Annotated in this window: 17 protein-coding genes and 7 pseudogenes; 10 read left to right on the top strand and 14 right to left on the bottom strand. The window is 69.7% G+C overall.

All coding sequences use genetic code 11. The annotated features are described in order from the left end of the window. Positions 1-100, top strand: a pseudogene (locus ACFVS6_RS40890) (IS481 family transposase); the annotation flags it as partial. 82 nt (positions 101-182) lie between these two features. Here the strand turns inward: ACFVS6_RS40890 and ACFVS6_RS40885 are convergent. The 5 genes and pseudogenes from ACFVS6_RS40885 to ACFVS6_RS40865 form a co-directional block, all read right to left on the bottom strand. Further along, a pseudogene (locus ACFVS6_RS40885) lies at positions 183-838 on the bottom strand (IS5 family transposase); the annotation flags it as partial. Positions 839-926: 88 nt separating this feature from the next. Continuing rightward, positions 927-1,181, bottom strand: coding sequence for a hypothetical protein (locus ACFVS6_RS40880; protein ID WP_389711617.1), 255 nt, complete (start codon positions 1,179-1,181; stop codon positions 927-929). Between the two features lie 176 nt (positions 1,182-1,357). Then, entirely contained in the window at positions 1,358-1,936 is a 579-nt protein-coding gene (locus tag ACFVS6_RS40875) for a GNAT family N-acetyltransferase (RefSeq protein ID WP_389711616.1), read from the bottom strand. A 374-nt stretch (positions 1,937-2,310) separates the two neighbouring features. Beyond that, the gene (locus ACFVS6_RS40870; RefSeq protein ID WP_389711615.1) at positions 2,311-2,976 is read right to left on the bottom strand and encodes a hypothetical protein; all 666 of its coding nucleotides are present in this window, start codon (positions 2,974-2,976) and stop codon (positions 2,311-2,313) included. 246 nt (positions 2,977-3,222) lie between these two features. Continuing rightward, on the bottom strand, positions 3,223-3,738 hold the full coding sequence (locus ACFVS6_RS40865; protein ID WP_389711614.1) for a hypothetical protein: 516 nt from the start codon (positions 3,736-3,738) through the stop codon (positions 3,223-3,225). A gap of 301 nt (positions 3,739-4,039) precedes the next feature. On the opposite strand from ACFVS6_RS40865, the gene ACFVS6_RS40860 reads away from it, so the two are divergent. Next, entirely contained in the window at positions 4,040-4,942 is a 903-nt protein-coding gene (locus tag ACFVS6_RS40860) for a DEAD/DEAH box helicase family protein (RefSeq protein ID WP_389711613.1), read from the top strand. A 4-nt stretch (positions 4,943-4,946) separates the two neighbouring features. Then, the gene (locus ACFVS6_RS40855; protein ID WP_389711612.1) at positions 4,947-5,600 is read left to right on the top strand and encodes a class I SAM-dependent methyltransferase; all 654 of its coding nucleotides are present in this window, start codon (positions 4,947-4,949) and stop codon (positions 5,598-5,600) included. On the opposite strand, the gene ACFVS6_RS40850 is transcribed toward ACFVS6_RS40855, so the two are convergent. From ACFVS6_RS40850 to ACFVS6_RS40840, 3 genes are all read right to left on the bottom strand, one after another. Then, positions 5,553-6,314, bottom strand: a complete 762-nt coding sequence (locus ACFVS6_RS40850; RefSeq protein ID WP_389711611.1) for an AraC family transcriptional regulator — start codon at positions 6,312-6,314, stop codon at positions 5,553-5,555. The genes ACFVS6_RS40855 and ACFVS6_RS40850 overlap by 48 nt on opposite strands. Before the next feature lie 340 nt (positions 6,315-6,654). Next, positions 6,655-6,933: a DUF5959 family protein gene (locus ACFVS6_RS40845; protein ID WP_389711618.1), complete on the bottom strand. Its 279-nt coding sequence runs from the start codon at positions 6,931-6,933 to the stop codon at positions 6,655-6,657. Positions 6,934-7,094: 161 nt separating this feature from the next. After that, entirely contained in the window at positions 7,095-9,572 is a 2,478-nt protein-coding gene (locus tag ACFVS6_RS40840) for an MFS transporter (RefSeq protein WP_389711610.1), read from the bottom strand. Between the two features lie 1,114 nt (positions 9,573-10,686). Between ACFVS6_RS40840 and ACFVS6_RS40835 the strand changes: the two genes are divergently transcribed. Beyond that, positions 10,687-11,940 (top strand): protein-glutamine gamma-glutamyltransferase, encoded by a 1,254-nt coding sequence (locus ACFVS6_RS40835; protein ID WP_389711609.1) that lies wholly within the window; start codon positions 10,687-10,689, stop codon positions 11,938-11,940. A 990-nt stretch (positions 11,941-12,930) separates the two neighbouring features. Here the strand turns inward: ACFVS6_RS40835 and ACFVS6_RS40830 are convergent. Further along, positions 12,931-13,884 (bottom strand): linear amide C-N hydrolase, encoded by a 954-nt coding sequence (locus ACFVS6_RS40830; protein WP_389711608.1) that lies wholly within the window; start codon positions 13,882-13,884, stop codon positions 12,931-12,933. Positions 13,885-13,942: 58 nt separating this feature from the next. On the opposite strand from ACFVS6_RS40830, the gene ACFVS6_RS40825 reads away from it, so the two are divergent. Continuing rightward, positions 13,943-14,086: a hypothetical protein gene (locus ACFVS6_RS40825; protein ID WP_389711619.1), complete on the top strand. Its 144-nt coding sequence runs from the start codon at positions 13,943-13,945 to the stop codon at positions 14,084-14,086. Positions 14,087-14,395: 309 nt separating this feature from the next. Here ACFVS6_RS40825 and ACFVS6_RS40820 read toward each other — a convergent pair. Beyond that, positions 14,396-15,049, bottom strand: a pseudogene (locus tag ACFVS6_RS40820) (hydrolase); the annotation flags it as partial. Positions 15,050-15,397: 348 nt separating this feature from the next. On the opposite strand from ACFVS6_RS40820, the gene ACFVS6_RS40815 reads away from it, so the two are divergent. Further along, entirely contained in the window at positions 15,398-15,961 is a 564-nt protein-coding gene (locus ACFVS6_RS40815; protein WP_389711607.1) for a hypothetical protein, read from the top strand. 261 nt (positions 15,962-16,222) lie between these two features. Here ACFVS6_RS40815 and ACFVS6_RS40810 read toward each other — a convergent pair whose 3' ends face one another. Both ACFVS6_RS40810 and ACFVS6_RS40805 read right to left on the bottom strand, forming a co-directional pair. Continuing rightward, positions 16,223-16,909, bottom strand: coding sequence for an HAD family hydrolase (locus tag ACFVS6_RS40810; RefSeq protein WP_389711606.1), 687 nt, complete (start codon positions 16,907-16,909; stop codon positions 16,223-16,225). Positions 16,910-17,167: 258 nt separating this feature from the next. Then, positions 17,168-17,668, bottom strand: a pseudogene (locus tag ACFVS6_RS40805) (HoxN/HupN/NixA family nickel/cobalt transporter); the annotation flags it as partial. A gap of 423 nt (positions 17,669-18,091) precedes the next feature. On the opposite strand from ACFVS6_RS40805, the gene ACFVS6_RS40800 reads away from it, so the two are divergent. The 3 genes and pseudogenes from ACFVS6_RS40800 to xdhC form a co-directional block, all read left to right on the top strand. Continuing rightward, positions 18,092-19,564, top strand: coding sequence for a xanthine dehydrogenase small subunit (locus ACFVS6_RS40800; protein ID WP_389711605.1), 1,473 nt, complete (start codon positions 18,092-18,094; stop codon positions 19,562-19,564). Next, positions 19,561-21,972, top strand: a complete 2,412-nt coding sequence (gene xdhB / locus ACFVS6_RS40795; RefSeq protein WP_389711604.1) for a xanthine dehydrogenase molybdopterin binding subunit — start codon at positions 19,561-19,563, stop codon at positions 21,970-21,972. Before ACFVS6_RS40800 ends, xdhB begins: the two co-directional genes overlap by 4 nt. 1 nt (position 21,973) lies before the next feature. Then, positions 21,974-22,774, top strand: a pseudogene (gene xdhC / locus ACFVS6_RS40790) (xanthine dehydrogenase accessory protein XdhC); the annotation flags it as partial. A 259-nt stretch (positions 22,775-23,033) separates the two neighbouring features. On the opposite strand, the pseudogene ACFVS6_RS40785 reads toward xdhC, so the two are convergent. Then, positions 23,034-23,312 (bottom strand): annotated as a pseudogene (locus ACFVS6_RS40785) (transposase); the annotation flags it as partial. Positions 23,313-23,693: 381 nt separating this feature from the next. Here ACFVS6_RS40785 and ACFVS6_RS40780 point away from each other — a divergent pair. Continuing rightward, the gene (locus ACFVS6_RS40780) at positions 23,694-24,032 is read left to right on the top strand and encodes a hypothetical protein (protein ID WP_389711603.1); all 339 of its coding nucleotides are present in this window, start codon (positions 23,694-23,696) and stop codon (positions 24,030-24,032) included. A gap of 335 nt (positions 24,033-24,367) precedes the next feature. On the opposite strand, the pseudogene ACFVS6_RS40775 reads toward ACFVS6_RS40780, so the two are convergent. After that, positions 24,368-24,520, bottom strand: a pseudogene (locus ACFVS6_RS40775) (AraC family transcriptional regulator); the annotation flags it as partial.

The following is a 24,520-nucleotide window of genomic DNA, read 5'->3' as shown; positions in this document are numbered from 1 at the left end:
AGACTTCCTCCACACCTACAACCATCACCGCTGCCACACCGCACTCGACGGCAACCCACCCATCAGCCGTGTGAACAACCCTGCGGGTCAATACAGCTAGGGCGTGTCGTCAAACGTTACGCCCACATCAGGAGCGAGGCGAGGGAGACGACTGCCTGGTAGGACTCGGCGGTCTTGTCCTAACGGGTTGCAATGCCTCGCCACTGCTTGAGGCGGTTGAAGCAGCGTTCCACCACGTTGCGCCGCTTGTAGAGCTCCTTGTCGAAGTCCGGCGGGCGACCGCCAAGGCTGCCGCGCCGGACCCCACCCAAGACGTGTGCGGGCCGCACCCTTGGCCGTCCCGGGCCTATGCGAGGCACCCGTATCGATGCCGTCACATCGGTGAACTGGGTGCAATCGTTGGTGTTGCCGCCCGTGACGGTGAATGCGAGCGGGCGGCCCAAGGCGTCGCAAGCGAGATGAATCTTGGTGGACAGACCGCCGCGGGAACGTCCAAGACCACTACGGAGCACCCCTTTTTTCGGACTCCCGCAGCGTGCTGGTGGGCGCGAACGATGGTGGAGTCGACCGACACCAACCAGTCGATCTCACCGGCGGCGTCCGCCCGCGCCTGCGCTGCCCGGAGCATCCGCTCGAAGGTGCCGTTCTTGGCCCATCGGCGGAAGCGGGTGTGCAGCGTGGCCCAGGAACCGAACCTCTCCGGCACATCCCGCCAAGCAGTGCCCGTCCGAAACTTCCAGACAATCCCGTTAAGGACCGTCCGGTCATCCTGCCGCTTCCTCCCTCGTTCCGACCGAGGCAGCAGGGGACGGACGAACTCCCGCTCGGAGTCCGACAGCTCGTGGCGACGGGCACCCAACAATGATCCACTAGCCGATATCGCATATGTCGCGACCCCCCGCCTCCGGCAGTAGCGGATTCGCCGGCTACGATCCGTGCCCGGCGAGATGGAGCTTCATGGCGCACTGGTCTTCGGCCTCGACGAACACCTGCTGCCCCCAATGCGCACTGAGACGGTGCGCTACATCGACCAGTCGGCGGCGTTCCTCCGGCGAGTATGCGGGGAACCGGACCCAGCCTCGTTCGGCGATGACGTTGCCGAGATCGCTGAACAACACCGCCCGAGCGCGGTGCTCTTCCTCATCCGTCAGCGGCGTGAGTCCGCCTTCTGCGGGCTGCACCCGGACGTTGTACAGGTCTCGGATCACTGGCTTCTCGCAATTCGTCTGGGCTGTTTCCGGAGAGACTATCGGCGCAGGCAGTGGCCACAGCAGCGGGAATATCAAAGCGCCTCCCCTCGCCGGCGTACCTCGCCCAGCGTCCTACGGCACCGGCTGTGCACGGGGTCTCCCTGAGGTCACTTTGACGACAGCTCCCAGCAGCCACCCGTCGGGTGCCACTCACGTCGGAGGAGGCCGAAGACCCAGGAGTCGGAGACGTCGCCGTTGACGACGCAGTCCTCGCGGAGAGTGCCTTCGCGGACGAAGCCGAGCTTCTCCAGGACCCGGGCTGACGCCACGTTGCGGGTGTCGGTCTCGGCCTGGACGCGGTTCAGGTCCAGGGTGTCGAACGCCCACCGCAGGACGGCGTGCGCGGTCTCCGTGGCGTAGCCGTGGCCCCACGCGGCGGCGTCGAAGACGTAGCCCAGGGACGCGCTGCGGAACTCTGGGTTCCAGCTGGTCAGGCCGCACCAGCCGATGAACGCGCCGTCGGAGACGCGGTCGATGGCCACCCGCGCTCCCGTGCTTTCCTCCTCGATCGCCCGGCATGTCGCGATGAAGCGCTGGGCGCGGGCCGGTTCGGTCCACGGCGGGGAGTCCCAGTAGCGAAGCACGTGGGCGCTGCTGTGCAGCGCGTAGAGCGGCGCCGCGTCGGCGTCGGTGAACGGCCGCAGTCGCAGCCGGGCGGTGTGCAACTCAGGGGTGGGCAAGGTCATGCGGAGCATCCTGCCGCGTCGCGCTCGCCCCCGGCCATCCGTTTATCCGCGCGGCCGGGGACGCGTACGTCCCCGATGAGGCCGGACGCACCGCATGGGCGATGGGTCCGCACCACCGTGCCGGCACGTGACGGGCCGGGGTCGCCAGAATGTGGATGTGGACGTCCGCGTGACGTAACGCGATCCACCGGCAGGCCTGATCATCACCGTGCTCCGCGACGCCCGCGGCGTGCACCATCGCGGCGGCGACCTGCGCCCACTCGTCCTCCGACAACACGCGGTGCCGTTCCCCAGACCTGCTTTTGTTCCCCCGCGGACCGGGTGCTGGTCGTATACCGAACCGGGCCTCTCCGGTGCCGAGCGGATCGGCCCGGTCAGGTGGTGGACCCGGCTGCCATGGCCCGGCGGGCCACCGCGCGGAGCATCGCCTGGCGGATGATCCCGCCGAGCGGCCGGGCCAGCAAGTGCCAGTACGGCACGAACACACGCCGGGTCCGGGCGTCGAAGGCGACGACCCGGGTCTCGGTACGGAGCAGGGCGCCGCGCGGGTGCGCGGTGACCCGGAAGTTGATGGCGGCCTTCAGGTGGCCGGGGGTGCGGAACTCCCGGAAGTCGTCGGGGCCGTCGAGCGGCACGAAGGGCGCCGAGGGTTTCCACCACTGTCCGGCCGCGCCGGACACGGTCTCCTCCCCCGCCCGCTCGGCGAGCGGCACGAACCGTTCGGCCATGGCGTCCCGCAGGGTCCGCACCCGGGCGTCGACCGTGCCCTGGCGGCCGGTCGCAGCCGATGCCCCGGGCACAACCCTGCCGTGCCACGAGGCCCCGCCGTCAGGCGTGGCCCCGGGCGCGGGCCTGTCGCGTCGGACCAGCCCTGCCAACCGAGTGGGGAGAGTACGCAGGCCCATCAGGACCACAGCGGCCGGCACGTCCGCCGGGGTGAAGCCGTCGAGCGCCCGCCAGACCGCCTCCGGAGAGGCGGGTACGACCAGGGTGTGCACCTCGTGGAAGTCGTAGCGACCCAACACTTCGTCGATCAGCATGAAGTTCCCCCTCATTGCCGCTTGCGCCGCGCCGGAGCAAGCCTGTCACGCGCCCGGGCCGCTGCCCCTGCCGGGGTCCGGTCCGGGCGGACCGAACAGCAGGTCCTGGCCGGCGGCGTCGCGGGGCTGCCAAGCGGGCGCCGGCCAGGAATGGCGCCGCCGCCGAGGACCGCGGTGGGGACCGAGGTGAGGGGAGGCGAGTCGCGGTTTCGACGAGGCAGAACTTCTCCTCCAGGTAGCTCAGGGTCATCGCGCCAAAACGCAGTGATCGTGATGAGGGCCTCCCACGAGGCTTCGGCGCCGGATCCAGGACGACCTGCCCCAAGCTCGGCATACAGCCGACTGCACAGGTGAGAGGTGACTTCGTAGGGTGCCCGTTGACCTCCGCCACTCGCGGCAGAACGGATCCGGGGGCGTGAGGCGGTTCTCCGTTGAGTAGCGGGCGCGGCGCTCGTGCGGGTCGTCGACGCCGATCTCGTACCAGGGCTCGCCGCGCTGGAGCCGGGGCAGGGTGCTCGCCCACACCGCGATGGTGATGCCCTGCACGGCGGCGGTGAGCGCCTGGAGCCGGTTGTCGAGGAGGTCCTCGGACATACCCGCCAGGACGACGTGCAGTCGGGGGAAGGTGGTGGATCGGGTGTAGCGGTGGCGCTGCCAGAACGGGTACGTCCCATCGATGGTGCTGCGGGGTCCCTCCCAGACGCGGTGCCCGGCGTAGCGCTCGTGGTCCCAGACTTCCTTCGCGAGGCGGGCCTGGGACATCGACCCGTTGTCGAGTGCGAAGAGGCGGACCGTGCAGGACCGGGGGTGTTGAGCGCTGCGAGGACCGCAGGGACGTCTGCGGTCCAGGCGGCCGGGTCGGTGGCCACCAGACGGCGGACAAGAAGGCGTGGTCCTCCGCGCCATCGTCCCGGGGGGGCGGCCAGGGCCCGGGCGGCGGCCTGCGGGCCCTGGCTGGCGGCGAGTTCCAGCAGGTCGGCGGGGGCCGGTACGCGGGTCGGGCGGCCCACCGAGGGCGAGGCGACACAGCCCGTCCAGGAACGGGCTGAAGCCGGCGAAGCGAATGGATCGCACAACACATCACCACCACAGGCGACATCATCCGCACCGCCCTCACCCACACCCTCAACGACCTACGGACCAGTCGACCCGCACGTACACCCGTAACACCACCACCGCCGCACACCCGCCGACAGAACAGACGCACGCAGGAGTCGACCAGCCCACCCGGCCCCTTCCCGCACGCCCACCCGTAACACAACCAACACCACACCCGCCGACAGGACAGACGCACGCAGGGGTCGACGGGCCGCAACACGGCTCGCGTCGGAACGGCTACCCGTGCGGATCCGGAGAGAGCCGGCGCCGGTACGGACTCTGTCGACAGGCCGGCGAACAGTGGCGGACGTCGGCACGCCCCGAGGTCACCTCAACACCGCAGCCCGCGCACGGCTTTCCTGAACCCTGTCCGCCGTTACGGATCCGCGTACGGGATATGGCGGTCGACGCGGTCCTACGCGCCCTCGAACTGCCCGCCGCGCAGACTTTGCCCGAGCGCAGCCTGCGGACTCAGGTGGTCATGGCGACCGGCTCCGGCAAGAGCCTCGTCGTCACCAGAAGCGCGGAGGAGCTGCACTCCAGCCGTGTGCTGGTGCTCGTGCCCTCGATGGACCTGCTTGCACGGACCCGCCTCATGGCCGGACGAGCCGGCGTCCGTCTCCTCCGCCACCGCATCGTCCTGATCGCGTACCTTCGCCGGCGCCACGCGGACAGGCCGACCATGCCCACTGCGGTGATCTCCGCCCCCGAATCTTGCCAGAGCCACCCACATGAGTACGCGGACACCTGGCCCCGCTGCGCCGCACCGCGTGGTCGGGCGGTTTTGCCCCCGTCGGTCCGTCGGCCCCGCCTCCGCACCGGGCGAGCGGTCCGTTCAAGACGGGGGCGGCGGGGCCCGCCAGGGTAGGGGCATGACAGAGCAGAGCTTCACCCCGGCCCTGGGCCGCCTCGCCCCCACGCGCTTCTACGACGGCGTCGTCGCCCTGACCCGTGAGCGGCTCTGGAGGGGACTGACAGCCCTGTACGTCGCCCCGCGGGCCGGCGAGGAGGTCGTCGACGTGGGCTGCGGCACCGGCTCCCTGGCGGTGCTGCTGGGCCGGGTCGAATCCGGGGCCCGGATCGTGGGGGTGGACCCCGACCCGGAGGTGCTCGCGGTCGCGCGGCGCAAGGCCGCTGCGGCCGGGGTGGAGGTCGACTGGCGCGTGGGCAAGGGCGACGCGCTGGCGGAGCTGGTGGGGGCGGGGACGGCGGACACCGTCGTCTCAAGCCTGGTGCTGCATCAGTGCGCGCTGCCGGTGAAGCGGGCGGTCCTGGCCTCGATGGCCGAGGCGCTGCGCCCCGGCGGGAAGCTGGTCATCGCCGACTACGGGCTCCAGCGCACCCGGCGCATGCGCCTGGCCTTCCGCATGGTGCAGTTCGCCGACGGCGTGGAGGACACCCGGCCCAACGCCGAGGGGATCCTCCCGGAGCTGATGGCGCGCGCCGGCTTCCGGGAGGTGCGCGAGGCCGAGGTCGTATCAACGGTCACCGGGTCCGTCTCCGTCTACGTGGCCCGGCGCGGCTGACCGTCGCAGCAGGGGCGCCACCTGCGACGGGGTCAGGCCGGTCATCTCGCGCAGCTGCCGGGTGAAGTGGGCCTGGTCCGCGAAGCCGCCGTCGAGGGCCGCCTCGGCGGGGGACCTGCCCTCGGCCAGGGCCCGGGCTGCGCGGGCCAGGGCCTGCCAGATCCGCCAGCGCGGCAGCGGCATGCCCAACTGGGCGCGGGCGAGGGCGCGCAGCCGCTGTGGCGACAGCCCGACGGCCGGGGCCAGGGAGCCGATCGGGACTCGCTCACGGGCCAAGGTCCCCATCACCGCCAGCAGGCGCCCGTCGAGCTCGCGCGAGGGGCGGGCCGTCGCCGCGCGGACCTCTTCCTCGCACAGCGATGCCTGCTCGGGCGCCGCCGTGATGCCGGGGGCGCGCAGGGCGCGGAGCCGGTCGGCGAAGGCGCAGTGCGGTTCGATGTAGAAGACCAGCAGCTCCGGCGAGGCCCGCAGTCGGTGGCGGACCATCGGCGGCACGAGGAGCGCCGCGGCGCGGTGCGGGCGTCCCGAGGCGTCCTCGACGGTCATCTCGCCGCGCGGGGCCACGGCGATTTGGAAGGCAGCGTGGGCGTGCGGGGAGCCGTCGACGACGGGTCCCCGGTACATCGCGTAGCCCTCGCGCAGGACGAAGCACGTTGTCGCGGCGCCCGGCGCCCCCGGACCGCCCGGTCCCGGCGCGGGTGCGCCCGTCGCCATGCCCTGCCCCCGTTCCGCGTCGCGCGTCGCCTTGTCCCGGGACGACCCTAGTCAAGAAGTGGTCTCATATCGTCGCGGTGCGGAGCGGCCGTTGCGGTCTCCGGATCCCGTCGCCGTCTCAAGCCGCTCCATGATGAGACTTGAGACCACCTCCACATCCGGAGCGCTTGGTCCCCAACCTCGGCTGTCCGGGGCCGAGGCGGGTATGCCGATCGAGCAAGGCCGGCAGGTCCCGGCGGTGGCTGAGCGCCCTGACCCCAACCCGGTGGGCGATCGTCGTCCGGCGGTCGCCACCCAGCCGCACCAGAAGACCCGCGCTCACCAGTCACCCGTGGCCCGTTCACTGCGAGAAGTTCCCTGACCGCGGCAACGTACCCTTCTCGTTCGGCCAGGTCCTTCGCACATGCTCGTACCGCATGCGCAGGTCATCGACCCAGCCGAGGCCCACGTCCAACCGGACACGGACCGAGGCGATCGACTCGATGTCGTCCTTCACCGTGATGACGGGAACGGGCACCGAGAACCGGCGGTCGATCTCGATGCGAATCTCCGTATTGAGCAACCAGCGGATGCCCCTGCCGGCTGCGAGCTCATCCAGGGCCGCGGACCAGTCGTCCAGATCCTCGAAGGGGTGAGGTCGGCCGGGTGGAGGTCGAGGAGGCGTGCGAGTTCGAGGACGACGTGCAGGGGCCGGTTGGGCAGTGCGTCGAGCCGGATGTCGTTCTCGTGGACGCCGAGGAGGTCGGCGACTTCCCAGTGGCCCGACAGCTCGCCCGGTCGTCAGTCCTCGTGCCCGAGGCGTACGTCGCGTTCGGCGTGCCCGCCGCTCGAGACCTGCAGGACCGTCGCCACCGGCGGATAGCCCGCCGCGATGACAGTGTACTCGCCCGATGACAGGTCGACGAACCGGAAGGTCCCGTCCGGTCCGGTGGTAAGGGTGTCAACCACGATGCCGGCCGCGTCGAGCAGGGTGACCCTGGCATCCTCGACCGGTTTGCCCGAGCCGGCGCGCACTGTGCCGCGAAGGACCGCTCCGCCCCTCAGCTCCACGTCCTGGCGGGTCTCGCGGGCGGCCCGCACGGTCACTGGCAGGGCGGCCGGCCGGAACGCGGGGGCGCTCGCGGCCAGGGTGTACTCCCCCGCCACCAGATCCGGAATGACGTACGTGCCCTCCGGGCCTGTCGGGGTGGAGGAGACCACCTCGCCCCGGATGTCCGTGAGGATGACGGTCGCGTCGCTGACCGGGGTGCCGTCGGCGGTGAGGACCGAGCCGGCCAGCCGTCCGGTGCCGCCGAGCACCACGTCCAGCTCCACCGGCCGCTCGCCCACGGTCACACTGACCGCCTGCGGTTGATGGCCGCCGGCAGCAGCGATCAGGACGTACGCTCCGGGGCGGCTCACGTTGAGCGCGTAGCGTCCGTCGGCTCCGCTGGCGCCCCGACCGACTTGACGGCCGCTCCCGTCGATCAGGGTCAGGGCGGCGCTGGGTACCGTGCTGCCGTCGGGGTGCTGGACGGTGCCGCCGACCGGCATCCCGCCCGACCAGGAGGCGTCGGTCCAGGTCCGCGCGGCTGGGACCTCGACGGGGAGCGACTGCGAAGGCTCCTCGTGGAGCGGCGAATCGGCTGCGGGGGCGTTGTGGGACAACAGCGGTTTCTCCTTGAGGAAGCAGGCGATGAGCAGGCCGAGGACGAGCACGGGCACGAGGTAGAGGAAGATCCGCGGCATGGCCTCGGCGTAGGCCGCGATGTACGCGTCCCGGACGGCCGGCGGGAGGGAGTGCACCAGCTGCGGGGTGATGGCGGAGGGGTCCGGGAGCCCTGCGTCGGCGGGCAGCCGGACGGCAAGGGCGTCGGTCAACCGGCCGGCGAAGACCGTGCCGAAGACGGCGGCGCCGATGCTGCCGCCCATCTGCCGGAAGTAGTTGTTGGCGCTGGTGGCGGTACCGAGGTCGGTGGGTCGCACCGAGTTCTGCACGGCGAGGACGAGCACCGGGAGCACGAGCCCGATGCCGATGCCGAGGACGGCCATCCACAGGCTGTACGCGAGCCGGGTGGTGTCGGTCTCCAGCCGGGAGAGCAGCCACATGCCGAGGATGGACAGTGCCCCGCCCATGACCGGGTAGACCTTGTAGCGGCCGGTCCTGCTGATCAGCTGGCCGGACGTGATGGAGGCGACGACGACGCCGCCCATCATCGGCAGCATGAGCAGCCCGGATTCGGTGGCGGTGGCACCCTCGACCATTTGCAGGTAGGTCGGCAGGTAACTGGCGGCGCCGAAGAGCGCGATGCCGACGACGGCCCCTACCAGAGCGGTGACCGTGAAGACCGGGTCGCGGAACAGTCGCAGCGGAATGATCGGTTCGGGCGCGAAGTGCTCGGCGACCACGAAGAGCAGGGACGTTCCGGCAGCTCCGACGGCGAGTCCCAGGATCACCCGCGAGTCCCACGCGTACTCGGTACCACCCCAACTCGTCAGCAGCACCAGGCAGGTCGACGCGGCGGCGAGGAGTACGGCACCGACCACGTCGAGCCGGGGCCGGACCTCAGGCTTGGGAAGTTTCAGCACGACTGCGATCACGGCCATCGTGATCAGCCCGAACGGCACGTTGATGTAGAAGCACCAGCGCCACGACGCGTGGTCGGTGAAGAACCCGCCGAGCAGCGGTCCGGCAACGGACGCGAGGCCGAAGGCCGCGCCGATCAGCCCCATGAAGCGACCGCGCTGTCGGGGCGGCACGATGTCCGCGATGATCGCCTGCACCCCGATCATGAGCCCGCCCGCGCCGACTCCCTGGACCGCGCGGAAGGCGATCAGCTCGTCCATCGTGCGCGACCAGCCGGCCAGCGCGGAACCGATGATGAAGACCACGATGGCGAACTGGAAGACGCTCTTGCGGCCGAAGAGGTCGCCGAGCTTGCCGTAGAGCGGCAGCCCGATGGTGGAGGTGAGCAGATAGGCCGTGATGGCCCACGACATCCGGTCCAGGCCTTGGAGCTCCCCGACGATCTTCGGAAGCGCCGTGGCAACGATCATCTGTTCCAGCGCGGCGAGCAGCAGCGCCAGCATCAGTCCGATGAAGACCAGCCGGACCCGGCGCGGACTGAACTCCACGACCTCCGGCTCCCCTTCGCCGGAGGGCGGCGGTCCGCCCGCGACGTCCAGACCTCCCGGCGCGACTGCGGTCCGCTTCTCGAACCGAACCGGAGTCGGGTGCGGGGCGGCCTGCTCGTCCGTCACCAAGGTGCTACCGCGCACGTACTGCTCCCCTCGTTGCCTCAGGCAATCTCGCCTGCGCCGCCCTTTTCTCGCATTCGGCAACAGCAGGAGCAAACGCACGGATTGACATCGCGAAGGTGCCGACCGGGCATAAGTGCCGGTGGGAGGGGTTGCGGTAAACCGTCGGCCGGTACGGAGAACCACTCGAACCGGTGAGGCTGCGGACCCGCCCGTGACCGGCGGGCACGAGTCGGCCGGCGAAGGCGGAGGGCCTCCTGGTTTCACCGTGCGTCTGGCGCTCGGCGTGCCTTGCCGCCCGGACTCCGCCATGCTGATCACCCACTGCGACCATCGTCCCAGGCGGCTCTCGCCCCCGAAGGTCACCGGTTTCGTGGACCTGGACGAGGTCGAGCCGATCCGGTTCGACAGGGCCCCTACTCCGGCCCCCGAGCTGGTACTTCATGCCGGCGGAGGCTCAGTGCCGTCCGCGACGGGGGTGAGCGGCCCGTGACGGCTCATTACCGGCCGTTTCCTGTGGGGCAAGGGCGGTTGGCACGTGCCGCGGATCGATGTGCGGCACCGCCGTGGTGGCAGAGAACTGACGGTTCCGCAGAGGCATCGGTTGCTCCGACCGGCGTCCCAGAGCCTTGCGGAACCGAAGCTTTTCCGCCCGCAGCACCTCTACTGAGCTGCACCCTTGCCCGTCAGTGACGGCCCGGTCACCGCTCTGCGCACACACGGGGGCATCGATATCGGCCGGTCCGCAGGTCCTCGTACGGAGGGAGGGACACTGCGGCGCCGTGCCCGCGCACCTCGGCGCCAGGTCGGATACGTGACCGGATCGCGGCCGTCCGACGGCCTGGCCGATTCTGCAGCCGGGCGTCGTAGGGGAGTTGGCAGAGGGCGCTGTCGAGGACATCATCCTTCCTCGTACGGTCCGACCATTCGTTCGGGAGCGGGAAATGTGTTCGGCAATGGCCGCCGCACATCCTCCCGACGAATTGAGGCGCCGACAGACCGCACAAAGCCCCTTTCCCGATGGGTGCGAGTACCGAACGTGCTCCCGCCCGACCATCCGTTGCCACACGGCTGCCTCCTCGCACACTCACGCCTCCGTTCATTCGATTTCACCGTAGTGGAGTTCTTGACCCTCATGTACATACGCTCGAAGTCCCTCACCTTCATCGCTGTTGCCGTAGTGATGTGCACCGCCGGTTTCGTCCCGTCGGTCGGCCACGCCGATGAGATTCCCGCCGATGAGGTGGTGCGCTCCTACGCCGAAAACCACGGACTCACCGCAGCCGATGTCAAGCGCATCAACACCCTGAACGAGAAGGCGCTGAGCCTCGGGCAGCCCGGAAAGGCCACGGGCTCCGTACTGCCGGACGCCGCCGCGTCCTTCAGGGACGCGGCGGACGGCGGGATGGAGACCCCGGCGGCCGAGCCGCTGGACCGGATGCCCGACCCGTACCGGGTCTACGGCGGCAGGGCCTCGACCTCGGTCGGCAACTACATACGCAAGTGGCAGCAGGTGTACAGCCAGCGCGACGGTCAGCGGCAGCAGATGACCGAAACGCAGCGGGAACAGCTCGCCTACGGCTGCGTCGGCGTCACGTGGGTGAATTCTGGCAACTACCCGACGAACAAGCTGGGTTTTGCGTTCTTCGACGAGAACAAATACAAGGACACCATCAAGAACACCAGCCCCCGCCCGGGTGAAACCCAGGCGGAATTCGAGGGGCGCACGGCCAAGCAGAGCTTCGACGAGGAGAAGGGCTTCAAGCGGGCCCGCGATGTCGCATCCGTGATGAACAAGGCCCTCGAAGGTTCCCGCGACGAGACCGCTTACCTCACCAAGCTCAAGACGGAGCTCGGCAAGGCGAACGACTCCCTGGTCAACGAGGACGGCCGCTCGAACTTCTTCGCCGCTCTGCGCAGCACGCCTTCGTTCAGGGACAAGAGCGGAGGCAACTTCGATCCCTCCAGGATGAAGGCCGTCATCTACTCGAAGCACTTCTGGAGTGCCCAGGACCCGCGCGGTTCCGCCGACAAGAGGAAGTTCGGCGATCCCGAGGGCTTCCGGCCCAACCAGGCCACCGGCCTCGTCGACATGTCGAAGGACCGGAACACCTCGCGCAGCGCCACCAAGCCCGGCGAGAGTTTCATCAACTTCGACTACGGCTGGTTCGGCGACCAGAAGGAGCCCGCTGCCGACAAGACCATCTGGACCCACGCCAACCACTTCCACAACCCCAACGGCGACATGGGACCGATGAACGTGTACGAGAGCAAGTTCCAGAACTGGTCTTCCGGATACGCCGACTTCGACCGCGGCGCCTACATGGTCACCTTCATCCCGAAGAACTGGAACACGGCTCCGGACAACGTGACACAAGGCTGGCGGTAGCCGAGGGACCGGATCCCCTCGACGGGATTGAGGTCGTCGGCGGGACCGCCTGCGGTCGCCGCACTCGCCCGCCGACGCCGATGGCGAACGGCGCGGAGAGGAGTGCGGCGACCGCAACGGACAGGGCCAGTCCTGACAGGCCGGTAACGTCCTTGCCCACCGCCTCTCCTGCCCCTGGGGGCCTCCTGCCCTGGGCCACCTCGTGCCAAGGCGGCCCCTTCCTGCGGAACGCCACGGGGCCCGGTCCCGACGACCGGACCGTCACCGCGGCTTCGCGCGACGGCGGCTGGTGGCCGTTGGCACTGCACGAAAGGCGCGGTCCGGGTCCTCGCCGACCTGATCAGCGGAGCCTTGGATCGGTGGGAGTTCTCGCAGGTGTCAGCACGCTCTGTCTGGATACGGGTTGCCGCTCCGAGAGAGGGAAGCACGACCCGTACCACGCCGCCCCGCCCGTTCGACGCCGCTTCGGTTTTCCCGGAGCTCGCCGGGATGTCCAGGACCACGACCCGGCTGCACCCCCGGCCCGGTGCGCCCACCGTGCGCGAGAGTGCGGTGGGCGGACCGTTGCTGTGGCCGGCCGACGAGCCCTGGGCGTCGTGTTCGCAGGAGCACGACGCCCCCTTCGCGCTGAAGTCACCCGATGAGGTGCGCACGCTCCGGCGAATCCATGCCCAGGAGGTCTGGACGGCCGAGGACCACGCCGAGGTCTCCCGGATCAACATCGGCCACGATCCGTCGCTGCTGCCCGAGGGTCCTCACCCGCTGATACCGGTGGCGCAGCTCTGGGCCCGCGATGTGCCCGGGTTCGTCCACGGGAACGCTGACGCCGACGCACACCCGGTCCGTCGGGCCGAGCCACCGCGCCAGTACCCCCGCGAGCCGGCGTTGAAAGGCCGAGCACGTAACGGGGCGCACCGGGGTGCACCGACCACACCCGGGACTCCTGCTCTCGGCGGGGATCGTGGCGCAGTCCTTGAGCAGCCGAACGCCCTACTGATGGATGGAGACGAACTTGCCCGTCACGTTGCCGACGTGGTCGGGCTCGTTGGCGACGTCGAGGCGCAGCTCCGGGGCGCCCTCGGAGAACTCCAGCTGCGACAGCTCGACCCACACCACATTGGGGCTCGTGGTGGACTCGTAGAAGTACCGGCGTTCGGTGCAGTTGGTGACGGTTCGCCAGCGCGTGGTGGAGATGTTCGGCCGCACCTCGTCGGCGGTGCCGAACGGAGCAGAGGCATTGCGGATCACGCTGAACATGTACGCCGCGGCCTCGCGGGGGTCGGAGGTGCCGGGAAGCTGCGCGGAGTAGTAGGCGGCGCGGGCGAAGCGGTCCGGGGAGTCGACGCCACCCGGCAACGGCTGATCACCACCGAGCCCTTCGTACCGCTTCTGCAGTTCCAGCTGGTCTTCGAACCACGGAGAGTTCGCCATCACCGTGTACTGCTTGCCCTGGTGGACGACGGCCTTGCCCGCGCGGAACTCGATGATGGCCGAGTGGCCGTCCTTGTCCGCGAGCGCGAGGTGACCGGTGCCCGCCTTGCCGCCGAGGTCCTTCGCGATGAGCTGTACGTTCTCACCCTCGATCTTCCTCACCGCGTCGTCCACGTTGTCGAAGCAGTCGAGCAGGCACTGGATCGCCCAGAACAGCTCCAGTCCAGGACGCGAGGGGTCACGGTCGCCGTACTCCGATTCGGAGAGGTACAGCCCGCTGACCTGGAACCCCGCCTCGTTGACGCCGTCGACGGCGGCCTCGCGGTACATGAGCGCGACGACGCTGCCGAACCGCGACGTCCAGGTGAAGTTGCCCGGGGCCGTGGGTGTGGTGGGCATGCTCCGGCGCTCCACGCCACGCGGGCGCACCGCCAGGATCGTGTCCGTGTCCTGGTACCAGTCCATACTCCGGGCGACCAGCACGTCGCCCTGGGGAGGAGCACCTTGCGTCATGCGAGAGTGCCCCTGCGATGACCACAAGATTCGCGTACACATGAGGGAAGCATGGGCGATGCCCCTGGGATGGGAGGGTAGACCCGCCCGGCTCGCCGCCACGCACCACGATGTCGGCCGAATGCACTTCGCGCAGGAGGTGCGGCGCCGGCTCGACGAGGTTGCCGCTCTGGACCAGGGCCGCGCCGACACCGCGGGCTGACCAGAGCCTTTTGCTCAGGGCGGCCCGACGGAGGTGGATCTCGCAGCCGACGGCATTGGTGGGATCCGCCGGTGCCAGGTTCCGACGCCGATACGGGCTGAACGCGCTGTCGCTGCCCGGCCCGTGGAGCCGGGCGATCCCGGCTGCGCCCCGTGGCGAGACCGGCCGGCGTTCCGGTAGGCCCGGTGCCGGACGGCATGCGATGGGCCTGCGGTGTCGACCTTGATGACAGGCGGCGGCGTCGGGTACGCGTGCCGCGCGCTGTTCCTCGGGGATGAGGGTCGAGGAGTCGGCGATCTCGATCAGCCGAGCATGCGCGCCGAGGACGGACTGCGCGTAGACCACGCCCAGGCCGTACGCGCCCGCGTGCGCCTTGACGATGTCCATGACGGCCGGGTACGTCTCCTGCCGTGCCCAGTCGCGCTGGAGTTCCAGCAGGACCTGCACCCAGGTCACGGGTACGGCTCCGGCCGCCGGCATCCGCTGGAGCGCGTGCTCGTGCGCGGCCGGGGTGACGCCGCCGGAGGCGTCGGCGACCACGTACACCTCATGGCCCTGCTCCAGCGCGGACAGCGCGGGAAGGACGAGGCACACCTCGGTTCACAGACCGGACAGGATGATCTTCTTTCGGCCGGTGGCCCTGACGGCCGCGACGAGGGCCTCGTGCTCCCAGGCGTTCATGCTGGTGCGGTCGATGACCTCGTGCTGCGGGAAGACCTCTGCGAGCTGCGGCAGCAGTGGGACCGAGAAGGACTCGGCGGCGACGGTGGTCAGGACGACGGGGACGTCGAAGGCCCGGCCCGCCTTCGCGAGGCCGACCGTGCTGTTGATGATCACGGCGCGATCGCCGCTCCCGGTGCCGAAGAACATCTGCGGTTGGTGGTCGACGAAGACCATCACCGCGTTGTCGGGCGTGAGCAGGTCGCGGCTCGGGGCGGCCTGCACCTTGGTGATGTCGAACATGGGGGTGTCCTCCCGGAACGGTCATGAGGTTCGCCGGCCGCGTTGTCCTACGGCTCGGCACACCCCCAAACCACGACCGCCCCACCCGCCCGTTTTTGCCCCCGGAGCACGGCAACTTGCACGACAGCGAACGGGTTTCGGCGCCCGGCGGCGCTGTCCCCGGCGAGCGTCCTCCGGGCCCCTGTCGGACGGCGCGCGCGGCGGTCGCCCGACCTGGTGGAGCCCCGAGGCGGGGTGCTCCCGAGTGCCTCGCCACCGGCAGCGACCGGTACGCCGCACCCGCCATCGCCGCATGCTCGATCGGGCCGCTCCTGGTCCGACCCGCCGGTCAGCGCCTACGCTCCCGGCATGGCACTCACCGTTGACCAACTGGCCGGATACATCGAGCGGGACCTGGACGCGGACCTCACGCGTTGGTTCCCCGACGCGGAGCGGACCGCCGTTCCCGATGCCCGCCCGATCGGCCCGTTCCTCGCCCGGCTCCCCCACGCGGCCGCGAGCGCGCTCGCGGCCTTCGACCGCCGGGTCCGCGCGGGGACACTGCCCGCCCTCCTCGACGTCGCCGATTGGTCGTACGCCTTCGAGTTCGCCGCCAACGACTGCCGGATCCTGGACACCGACTACGAGAACGAGCTCTCGGACGCCGACGTCTGGTCCCTCGGCGCCGACGGCGGGGGCAACTACTTCGTCGTACTGGCCGACGGACGCGTCGCGCTCTGGTTCCACGAGGAAGAGGTCATCGAGGCGCAGACGCAGTTCGACGACCCCGATGTCTTCCTCTGGACGCTGGTGCGCCACCACGCCATACGGACCGGAGTCCTCAACCCGGCCACGATCGAGTCGGACGTCCGGAGCCTGGCCCAGGCCGGCGCGCTCGCCCCCGAGGTCGGGCTGCTGGCCGGCCTGGGCTGATCGAGGGCCACCGCCCTGCCGGCCACCGCCCTCGCCCAGGCCGTGCGGTCGATCCTGTTCGCCCTTCCGGCCGTCACCGTCCTGACGCGGCGCGGGCTGCGTCACCGGGACCTCACGGCCGATCGTGTGGACGGGGTTCGGGCTCAGCGCATCCCACGTGCGAGCCACGGGCGTTGCCCGGCGCGGGTGATCCGACGGCGGGGCACGGTCCCTGAGGCTTGTCCCGCAAAAGATCTTCGAGTCGAGTGGGACGGGGCCGGATCATTCCACGGTGGCTGCCCCGTCCGGCCGGTAAGGGTGGGGCCCAGATGCGAAGGCGAGGATGTCGCGGACTGCCCCACGCAGGCTGTCGAAGTGGCGATGCACGCCGTCCACCGCTGTGGGGGCGTTGACGCCCCACACCGTCATCCCGGCACGCAGCCCGGACTGCACCCCGGAGGAGGCGTCCTCGATGACCAGGCAATTCTCCGGTTGGGCACCAAGCTGAGCGGCTACCTGCAGATACGGCACCGGCGACGGCTTGCCTTCCGCCGCAGCGGCCGCGTCCACGACAACCTTCGGGACCGGCAGACCCGTCCGTGCGAAGCGTCCACGTACCCGGTGTTCGTAATTCGAGGTCACCAGTGCCCAGGTCCCGGGCTCCAGCGCGCTCAGCAGTTCCGACGCGCCATCGAAGGCCGTATAGGTGCCGGACCGGACGTCCTCGTCCTCCAACTCGTGCAGTGCGGCCAGGCACTCCCGGGGATCCCGGTCCGGGGCAACCTGCGCGAACGTCTCCATGGGCCTCGTCCGCAGCGCCACTCGGTAGACCTCAACAGGGTCCAGCCCGTACCCCGCTGCCCACGTGCGCCAGACCAGGCGCTGATTGTCCACGGCATCGATCAACGTGCCATCGACATCAAACAGGACATATCTCATCGCACCGGGGCGAGCGGGTTCGCTGATCACGCCTCGATCATGCCATCAGGCCCCTGGGCAGGCAGTTCGCGGGACAAGCCTTGGCTGGTTGCGCGGTACCGGCATCCCGGACTTCGGGTTTGGCGAACCACTCACCGGCGCGTGCCGATGCTCCCCAGGGTGACAAAATGGCGCGCTCATGGACTCGACCGCACGAACATCTGAGCCGCCAGATGGGCCCTCCCACCCACGAGATGGTCTTGGACACCGTGACCTCCAAGCTGGGCGAGACGGACGACCTCGACTGGAAGAAACAGCTGCGGTCCACTTCTCCTCGATGCGGCCGAACTCCACGCGGCGAGTGCGGTGATCCAGGTGGCGATCAACGGTCCGACGATCAGGTGGCCGATGATGTTCAGGTCGAGGCCGATGATCCAGTCCCGGAACGATCCGTGGAGGTCTGCCCTCTCGCCGATCAGGCCGAGGAGCTCGACGGTGCCGATGATCAGTGCGACGGCCACGGACAGGCCGGTGATGGTGATGATGAGGTTGTCGTGGACCTTGCGGACCGGCTTGGAGAACGCCCAGCCGTAGGCGAAGTGCCTGAACGTGCCGTCGATGGTGTCCGTGAGCGACATGCCGGCCATGAAGAGGACGGGCAGGCAGAAGATGGCGTACCAGGGCAGGTCGGGGCGGCGCTGGTGCCGGCGAGGACGAGCAGGGCGATCTCGGCGGCGGTGTCGAATCCGAGGCCGAAGAGCAAGCCGAGGGGTACATCTGCCAAGGCTTGGCAATGGACTTCATCAACCGCTTCTCGATCCATCGGACCGGGCTTCGGGCCGCGTCCGCCGGCGGCCCGGTTTTCGGGGGATCCGAATGCTCTGCCCACGGCGGCTTGACCGATGGACCTGCGGCAACGTAATTTCGAGCCGACCGGCCCGTGAACTGATGGAGGAGGCGAAGTCGGATGTCGATCATCTCCGAACCGCACCGCCCCGCGCATCAGGTCGCCTGGACTCCGGGTCTCGTAGCACACGGCTGCTGAACAGCCCCCTTCTCCGGCGTGCCCTTCTGCGGCCCCGGCATCTTTCGATTTCTCACACCGCCTGCGGCACGTCGTCGCGTGCCGAGTCGCGCCCCGGATTTTCCCCGGGCTGCGCCAGCGAAATAGAAAGCCCCTGAAATGGCCACTAGCATCATCAGCTCGACCATGCGCGGAAATGAGGATGTGCCATGGTAGCGGCGCGGATCACCGTCAACGGGAAAGAGACACCGCTTTCCCCGGCTGCACCCCACACCACTGTGCTCGATCTCCTGCGCGAGCGTGGCCTCACCGGTACCAAGGAGGGCTGCGCCGAGGGTGAGTGCGGCGCCTGCTCGGTCCTGGTGGCCCGTCCCGGCGTGCACAAGCCCACCGACTGGGTGGCCGTCAACGCGTGTCTGGTGCCGGCCGCGGCACTGGACGGCCAGGAGATCATCACCTCCGAAGGTCTCGCCACGGTCGGCGAACCCGGTACTCGGCCCACGCTGCACCCGGTACAGGAGGAGATGGCGGTCCGCGGCGGTTCCCAATGCGGTTACTGCACCCCCGGGTTCATCTGCAGCATGGCCTCCGAGTACTACCGGCCCGACCGCTGCGCCCACGGCGAGTCCGCCGACACCGGCGACGCCCACGACGCCGAGCACGGCCCGAACGGCTTCGATCTGCACTCGCTGAGCGGCAACCTGTGCCGCTGCACCGGCTACCGCCCGATCCGCGACGCCGCCTTCGCGGTCGGTGCGCCCACCGAGGACGACCCGCTGGCGCAGCGTCGCGAACAGGACCCGCCCGCGCCGGTCGCCACCGAGTACGCGCAGGACGGCGCCACGTTCCTGCGCAAGGACACCCTGGCCGAAACGCTGCGGCTGCTGCGCGAGCGGCCCGACGCGGTCGTGGTCGCCGGCTCCACCGACTACGGCGTCGAGGTGAACATCCGCTCCCGCCGGGCGGAATGCGTGGTCGCCATCGAACGACTGCCCGAACTCCGTGAGCTGCGCGTCGAATCCGACCACGTCGAGATCGGGGCGGCGGTCACGCTCACCGAGATCGAACGCCGCCTCGACGGCGATGTCCCGCTGCTGGCCGAGCTGTTCCCCCAGTTCGCCTCCCGACTCATCCGCAACAGCGGCACCCTCGGCGGCAATCTGGGTACCGGCTCCCCCATCGGTGACAGCCCGCCGGTCCTGCTCGCCCTGGAGGCGTCGCTGGTGCTCGCCGACGCCGACGGTGAGCGCGTCGTCCCGCTCGCGGAGTACTTCACCGGCTACCGGCAGAGCGTGCGCCGCCCCGACGAACTGATCCGCGCCGTGCGCATCCCGCTGCCGCTGTCGCCCGTCACGGCCTTCCACAAGATCGCCAAGCGGCGCTTCGACGACATCTCCAGCGTGGCAATCGGATTCGCGCTCGACATCGAGGGCGGAATCGTCCGCAAGGCACGCATCGGTCTGGGCGGCGTGGCCGCCACCCCGATCCGTGCCCTCGCCACCGAAGCCGCCCTGGAGGGCGAGCCGTGGTCGGCGGAGACGGTCGACGCCGCGGCCCGGGTGCTGCGGGGTGAGGGAACGCCGATGAGCGATCACCGTGCCAGCTCCGTCTACCGTTCCGCGATGCTCGGCCAGAGCCTGTTGAAGCTGTACGCGCAAACCACCGAGGCGGTGTCTTCATGAGCCATTTGTCCGAGCGTCCCGAGAAGCCTGTGGTCGGCCTCTCCATGCCGCACGAAAGTGCCGTACTGCACGTCACCGGCGCCGCGCTCTACACCGATGACCTGGTGTACCGCACCAAGGACACGCTGCACGCCTACCCCGTCCAGGTCATGAAGACCCGGGGCAGGATCACCGCGCTGCGCACCGAGCCCGCGCTCGCCGTGCCGGGTGTGGTCCGCGTACTGACCGTCGCCGACGTGCCCGGTGTCAACGACGCCGGTATGAAGCACGACGAGCCCCTCTTCCCCGACGAGGTCATGTTCCACGGCCACGCGGTCGCCTGGGTGCTCGGTGAGACCCTGGAGGCAGCTCGGCTCGGTGCGGCGGCCGTCGAGGTGGAACTCGACGAACTGCCCTCCATCATGACGCTGAAGGAAGCGATCGAGGCCGAGAGCTTCCACGGCGCCCGGCCCCTGATGGTGACCGGCGACATCGACGCCGGCTTCGCCGACTCCGCACACGTGTTCAGCGGTGAGTTCCAGTTCTCGGACCAGGAGCACTTCTACCTGGAGACGCACGCCGCGCTGGCCTACGTCGACGAGGCCGAGCAGATGTTCATCCAGAGCAGCACCCAGCACCCCTCGGAGACCCAGGAGATCGTCGCGCACGTCCTCGGTCTGCACAGCCACGAGGTGACCGTGCAGTGCCTGCGGATGGGTGGCGGCTTCGGCGGCAAGGAGATGCAGCCGCACGGCTTCGCGGCCATCGCCGCGCTCGGCGCCAAGCTGACCGGTCGGCCGGTGCGGGTGCGGCTCAACCGCACCCAGGACCTCACCATGTCCGGCAAGCGGCACGGCTTCCACGCCGACTGGAAGATCGGCTTCGACGCCGACGGACGGATCCAGGCGCTGGACGCCACGCTCACCTCGGACGGCGGCTGGAGCCTGGACCTGTCCGAGCCCGTGACGGCCCGTGCGCTGTGCCACATCGACAACACGTACTGGATTCCCAACGCGCGGGTCGCCGGTCGCATCGCGCAGACCAACAAGGTCTCCAACACCGCCTTCCGCGGCTTCGGCGGTCCGCAGGGCATGCTGGTGATCGAGGACATCCTGGGCCGGGTCGCGCCGCTGCTCGGCCTGGACCCGATGGAGCTGCGCAAGCGCAACTTCTACCGGCCGGGTCTCGGTCAGGCGACGCCGTACGGCCAGCCGGTCCCGCAGGCGGAACGGATCGCCGCGGTCTGGCAGCAGGTCGAGAACGACGGCGGGATCGCCGACCGCAAGCGCGAGATCGCGGCGTTCAACGCCGCGCACCCGCACACCAAGCGGGCGCTCGCGATCACCGGCATCAAGTTCGGCATCTCGTTCAACCTCACGGCCTTCAACCAGGCCGGCGCGCTGGTGCTGATCTACAAGGACGGCTCCGTCCTGATCAACCACGGTGGCACCGAGATGGGCCAGGGCCTGCACACCAAGATGCTGCAGGTGGCCGCGACCACGTTGGGCATCCCGCTGCACAAGGTACGACTGGCGCCCACGCGGACCGACAAGGTGCCCAACACCTCCGCCACCGCCGCCAGTGCCGGTACGGACCTCAACGGTGGCGCGGTGAAGAACGCGTGCGAGCAGTTGCGCGCGCGGCTGCTGCAGGTGGCCGCCGGCCGGCTCGGTTCGAACGCCTCGGACGTGCGCATCGTCGACGGTGTCGCCCGCACCCTGGGCAGCGACAAGGAGCTGGCCTGGGACGACCTGGTGAGCACCGCGTACTTCCAGCGCGTGCAGCTGTCGGCGTCCGGCTACTACCGGACCGAGGGCCTGCACTGGGACGCGAAGAGCTTCCGAGGCTCCCCGTTCAAGTACTTCTCCTACGGCGCCGCCGCGGCCGAGGTCGAGGTCGACGGTTTCACCGGCGCGTACCGCATCCGCCGGGTGGACATCGTGCACGACGTCGGCGACAGCCTGTCCCCGATGATCGACATCGGTCAGGTCGAGGGTGGTTTCGTCCAGGGCGCGGGCTGGCTGACGCTCGAGGACATGCGTTGGGACACCAGCGACGGGCCGAACCGCGGCCGACTGCTGACCCAGGCCGCGAGCACCTACAAGCTGCCGAGCTTCTCGGAGATGCCCGAGGAGTTCAACGTCACGCTGATGGAGAACGCCACCGAAGAGGGCGCGGTGTACGGGTCCAAGGCGGTCGGCGAGCCTCCGCTGATGCTGGCGTTCTGCGTGCGCGAGGCGCTGCGCCAGGCGGCCGCGTCGTTCGGTCCCGCCGGGGTCAGCGTGGAACTCGCCGCCCCCGCGACGCCTGAAGCGGTCTTCTGGGCGATCGAGTCGGTCCGCGAGAAGGCGGAGGTGCGGAGCGGCGACGGTCAGGCGCCGGACGGCAGCGGGATCCGTACCGACACAACCGCTTTGAGCAATGCCTGACATGACCTGGATCGCAGCGGTCACGCGGTTGCGAGCACGCCGGGAGCCCGGCGTGCTCGTGACCGTCGCGACCGTGCGCGGCCATGCGCCCCGTGGGGCCGGCGCCAAGCTCGTCGTGGGACAGACCGAGACCTGGGGTTCGATCGGCGGCGGCAACATCGAGGCCGTCGCCATCGATCGGGCCCGCCAGCTCAACGTCGAGCCCGATCCGCAGCCGGAACTGATGGAGTTCGCCCTCAACGACAAGGTCGTCGGACCCCACGGTGTGCAGTGCTGCGGCGGCGCCGTCAGCCTGCTCCTCGAACCGCTGCCGGTGGTCCAGGCGGTGGCCGTCTTCGGTGTCGGGCACGTCGGACTGGAGCTGGCCCGCATCCTGGCCCGGCACAATCTCGATCTGCACCTGATCGACACCCGGTCCGACATGCTCACCGACGAACGGCTGAGTGTGCTCTCGGACGCGGTGGCGCAGATCCACGTGCACCACACGCCGCTGCTTCCGGAGGAGGTGCTCGCGAAGCTGCCGCCCGGCGCCCACGTCCTGGTCATGACTCATGATCACGCCGAGGACGCCGCACTGTGCGACGCCGCCCTGCGCACACCTGGTCTCGGCTCGATCGGATTGATCGGCTCGGCCGCCAAGTGGGTGCGGTTCCGCAAGCGCCTGGCCGCCGAGGGCGGTCACGACGACGCCACCATCGATCGGATCAAGACTCCGATCGGGCTGACCGAGATCACCGGCAAGGAGCCGGCCACGATCGCGGTGAGCGTGGCGGCGGACCTGCTCCGGACCTTCGAGCAGGACCGCCCCGGGGCGGTACCGGACCCGATGGCCGATGTGCCCGTGGCCCCTGAGGTACCTGCGGTCCCTGAGGTGCCTGCGGTCCGGGAGGTGCCTGTGGTCCGGGAGGTCGAGGTTCGCGCGGCCGCAAGGAACTCCGCGGTCGCCAAGGTCCGCGACGTCCGCGTACGCTCCGGCATCCGTTAGGGCGCTTCTTCTCGGATCATGCCGGCCGGGAGAGCCCGGTCGGCATGATCCGAAAGGCGCGCCCCAACGGATCGTTTCAGAATGAGTTTCGGAGCCGGATTAAGCAGATGATGCTGCGTGCGAGTTGGAGGAGTCCGAGGTGGAGGTCGGCTCGTATCTCGTTGCGTATGCGGAGGCGTTCGAATTGGTGGAGCCAGGCAAAGGTGCGCTCGACGACCCAGCGGGTCTTGCCCAGGCCGGAGCCGTGGAGGGTTTCGCGGCGGGCGATCTTGGGCGTAATCCCGCAGGCGGGGATCATGTGCCGGTATTTGTCGAGGTGACGGGGCGGTGACCGGTGCAGGTAGTGCCGCGCCCGACTCGTCGCCGGCCGGCTCTCGGCGTGTTCCGCCCTCGTATCGGCTGGTCGTGGATTGCGGGTCCGGTGGGCCGTGTCAGCGTGGTTGGCCGGAAGCTCTGGGAGGTCAGGGGCGCGAACGGCCCGAGGAATCCCGGACCGGACCAGCGGCGCGCCAACTCGTGAGGTCGTCGTCGGGAAGGTCCCCCGGTTCCCCACCGCCTACTTCCACCGCGCCGCGTCCGGTCAGCTGGTCGAGAACATCTACAGCGCCAACTTCAATCCCGGCGAGCGGCTCCCGGGGACCACCGGGGTGGCGCAGGGCCGCTACAAGCGGCCGATGTGTCACTTACGTCCGGTACCCGATGCCGTTCGGCGGCAGCTACAAGTACTGCCCACTGCGTGGCGTTCTGGGGCGTGCATGTCGACGGCGACGACATCACCTGGGACGACGTGGCCAACGCCGCGATCCCCATGCAGGCGGGCCTGGGCGCCCGGCACAGCGGCAAGGTCCTCCAGGTCACCACGGGTACCGACGGCATCCGCAACGGGGCACCGGTGCGCCGGCACCTGTGGGCCAACGAGGACCACAAGAAGTTCCGCCTCGACCCCCTCGTCCGACCCCCGCCTCCGTCAGGCAGCCGTGACGGAGACCGTGCTGCCAGCGCCCTCTTGCCCCGCACGAGCACGCACAGCATCGCTCGCCAGTGCCGGCGAGAGGGCCGCCGCGGGTCAGTGTGACGAGCGGGTCCGACAACTCCTGCAAGATTCATGCCGACTGGCCAAATTCACAAGCTCCTCATGCCGTCCGCAGGGAAGATCCGGCCCCCTGAGGTCTCCAACATGTGCTGCGCACGGCCGACGCCATCGGCTCTCCCACCATCCGAACTGCCGAACAGTGCAGCGGTAGACGCGGAAGCCGGGCGAGGAGCACTGAGCCGAGGACGGAGAACGGGGTGGACCTCCCGACCGCGCGCAGGTGCGCGGGGCTACTCTCGCCCACATGATCACCGAATCGGGGGAACGCCGATGAGCGACACGCCCATCGGCCTGTGGAGACACGATGCGGACGGGGCTCACCGTGTCGCCGCTTTGGTCTCCGTCCCGGTCTCGTCCGTCCGGAAGGTGCGCCGGTAGGCGGCGGGCGTCGTGCGCACTGCCTCGTGGAAGCGCCGACGCAGGTTGACGGCCGAGGAGAGGCCGACCCGGTGCGCGATCGTTTCCACGGG

The sequence above is a fragment of the Streptomyces sp. NPDC057939 genome (assembly GCF_042887545.1).
Taxonomy (GTDB): Bacteria; Actinomycetota; Actinomycetes; order Streptomycetales; family Streptomycetaceae; genus Streptomyces.
The sequence above is the reverse complement of the archived record's forward strand: the minus strand, read 5'-3'. Positions and strand labels throughout refer to the sequence as shown.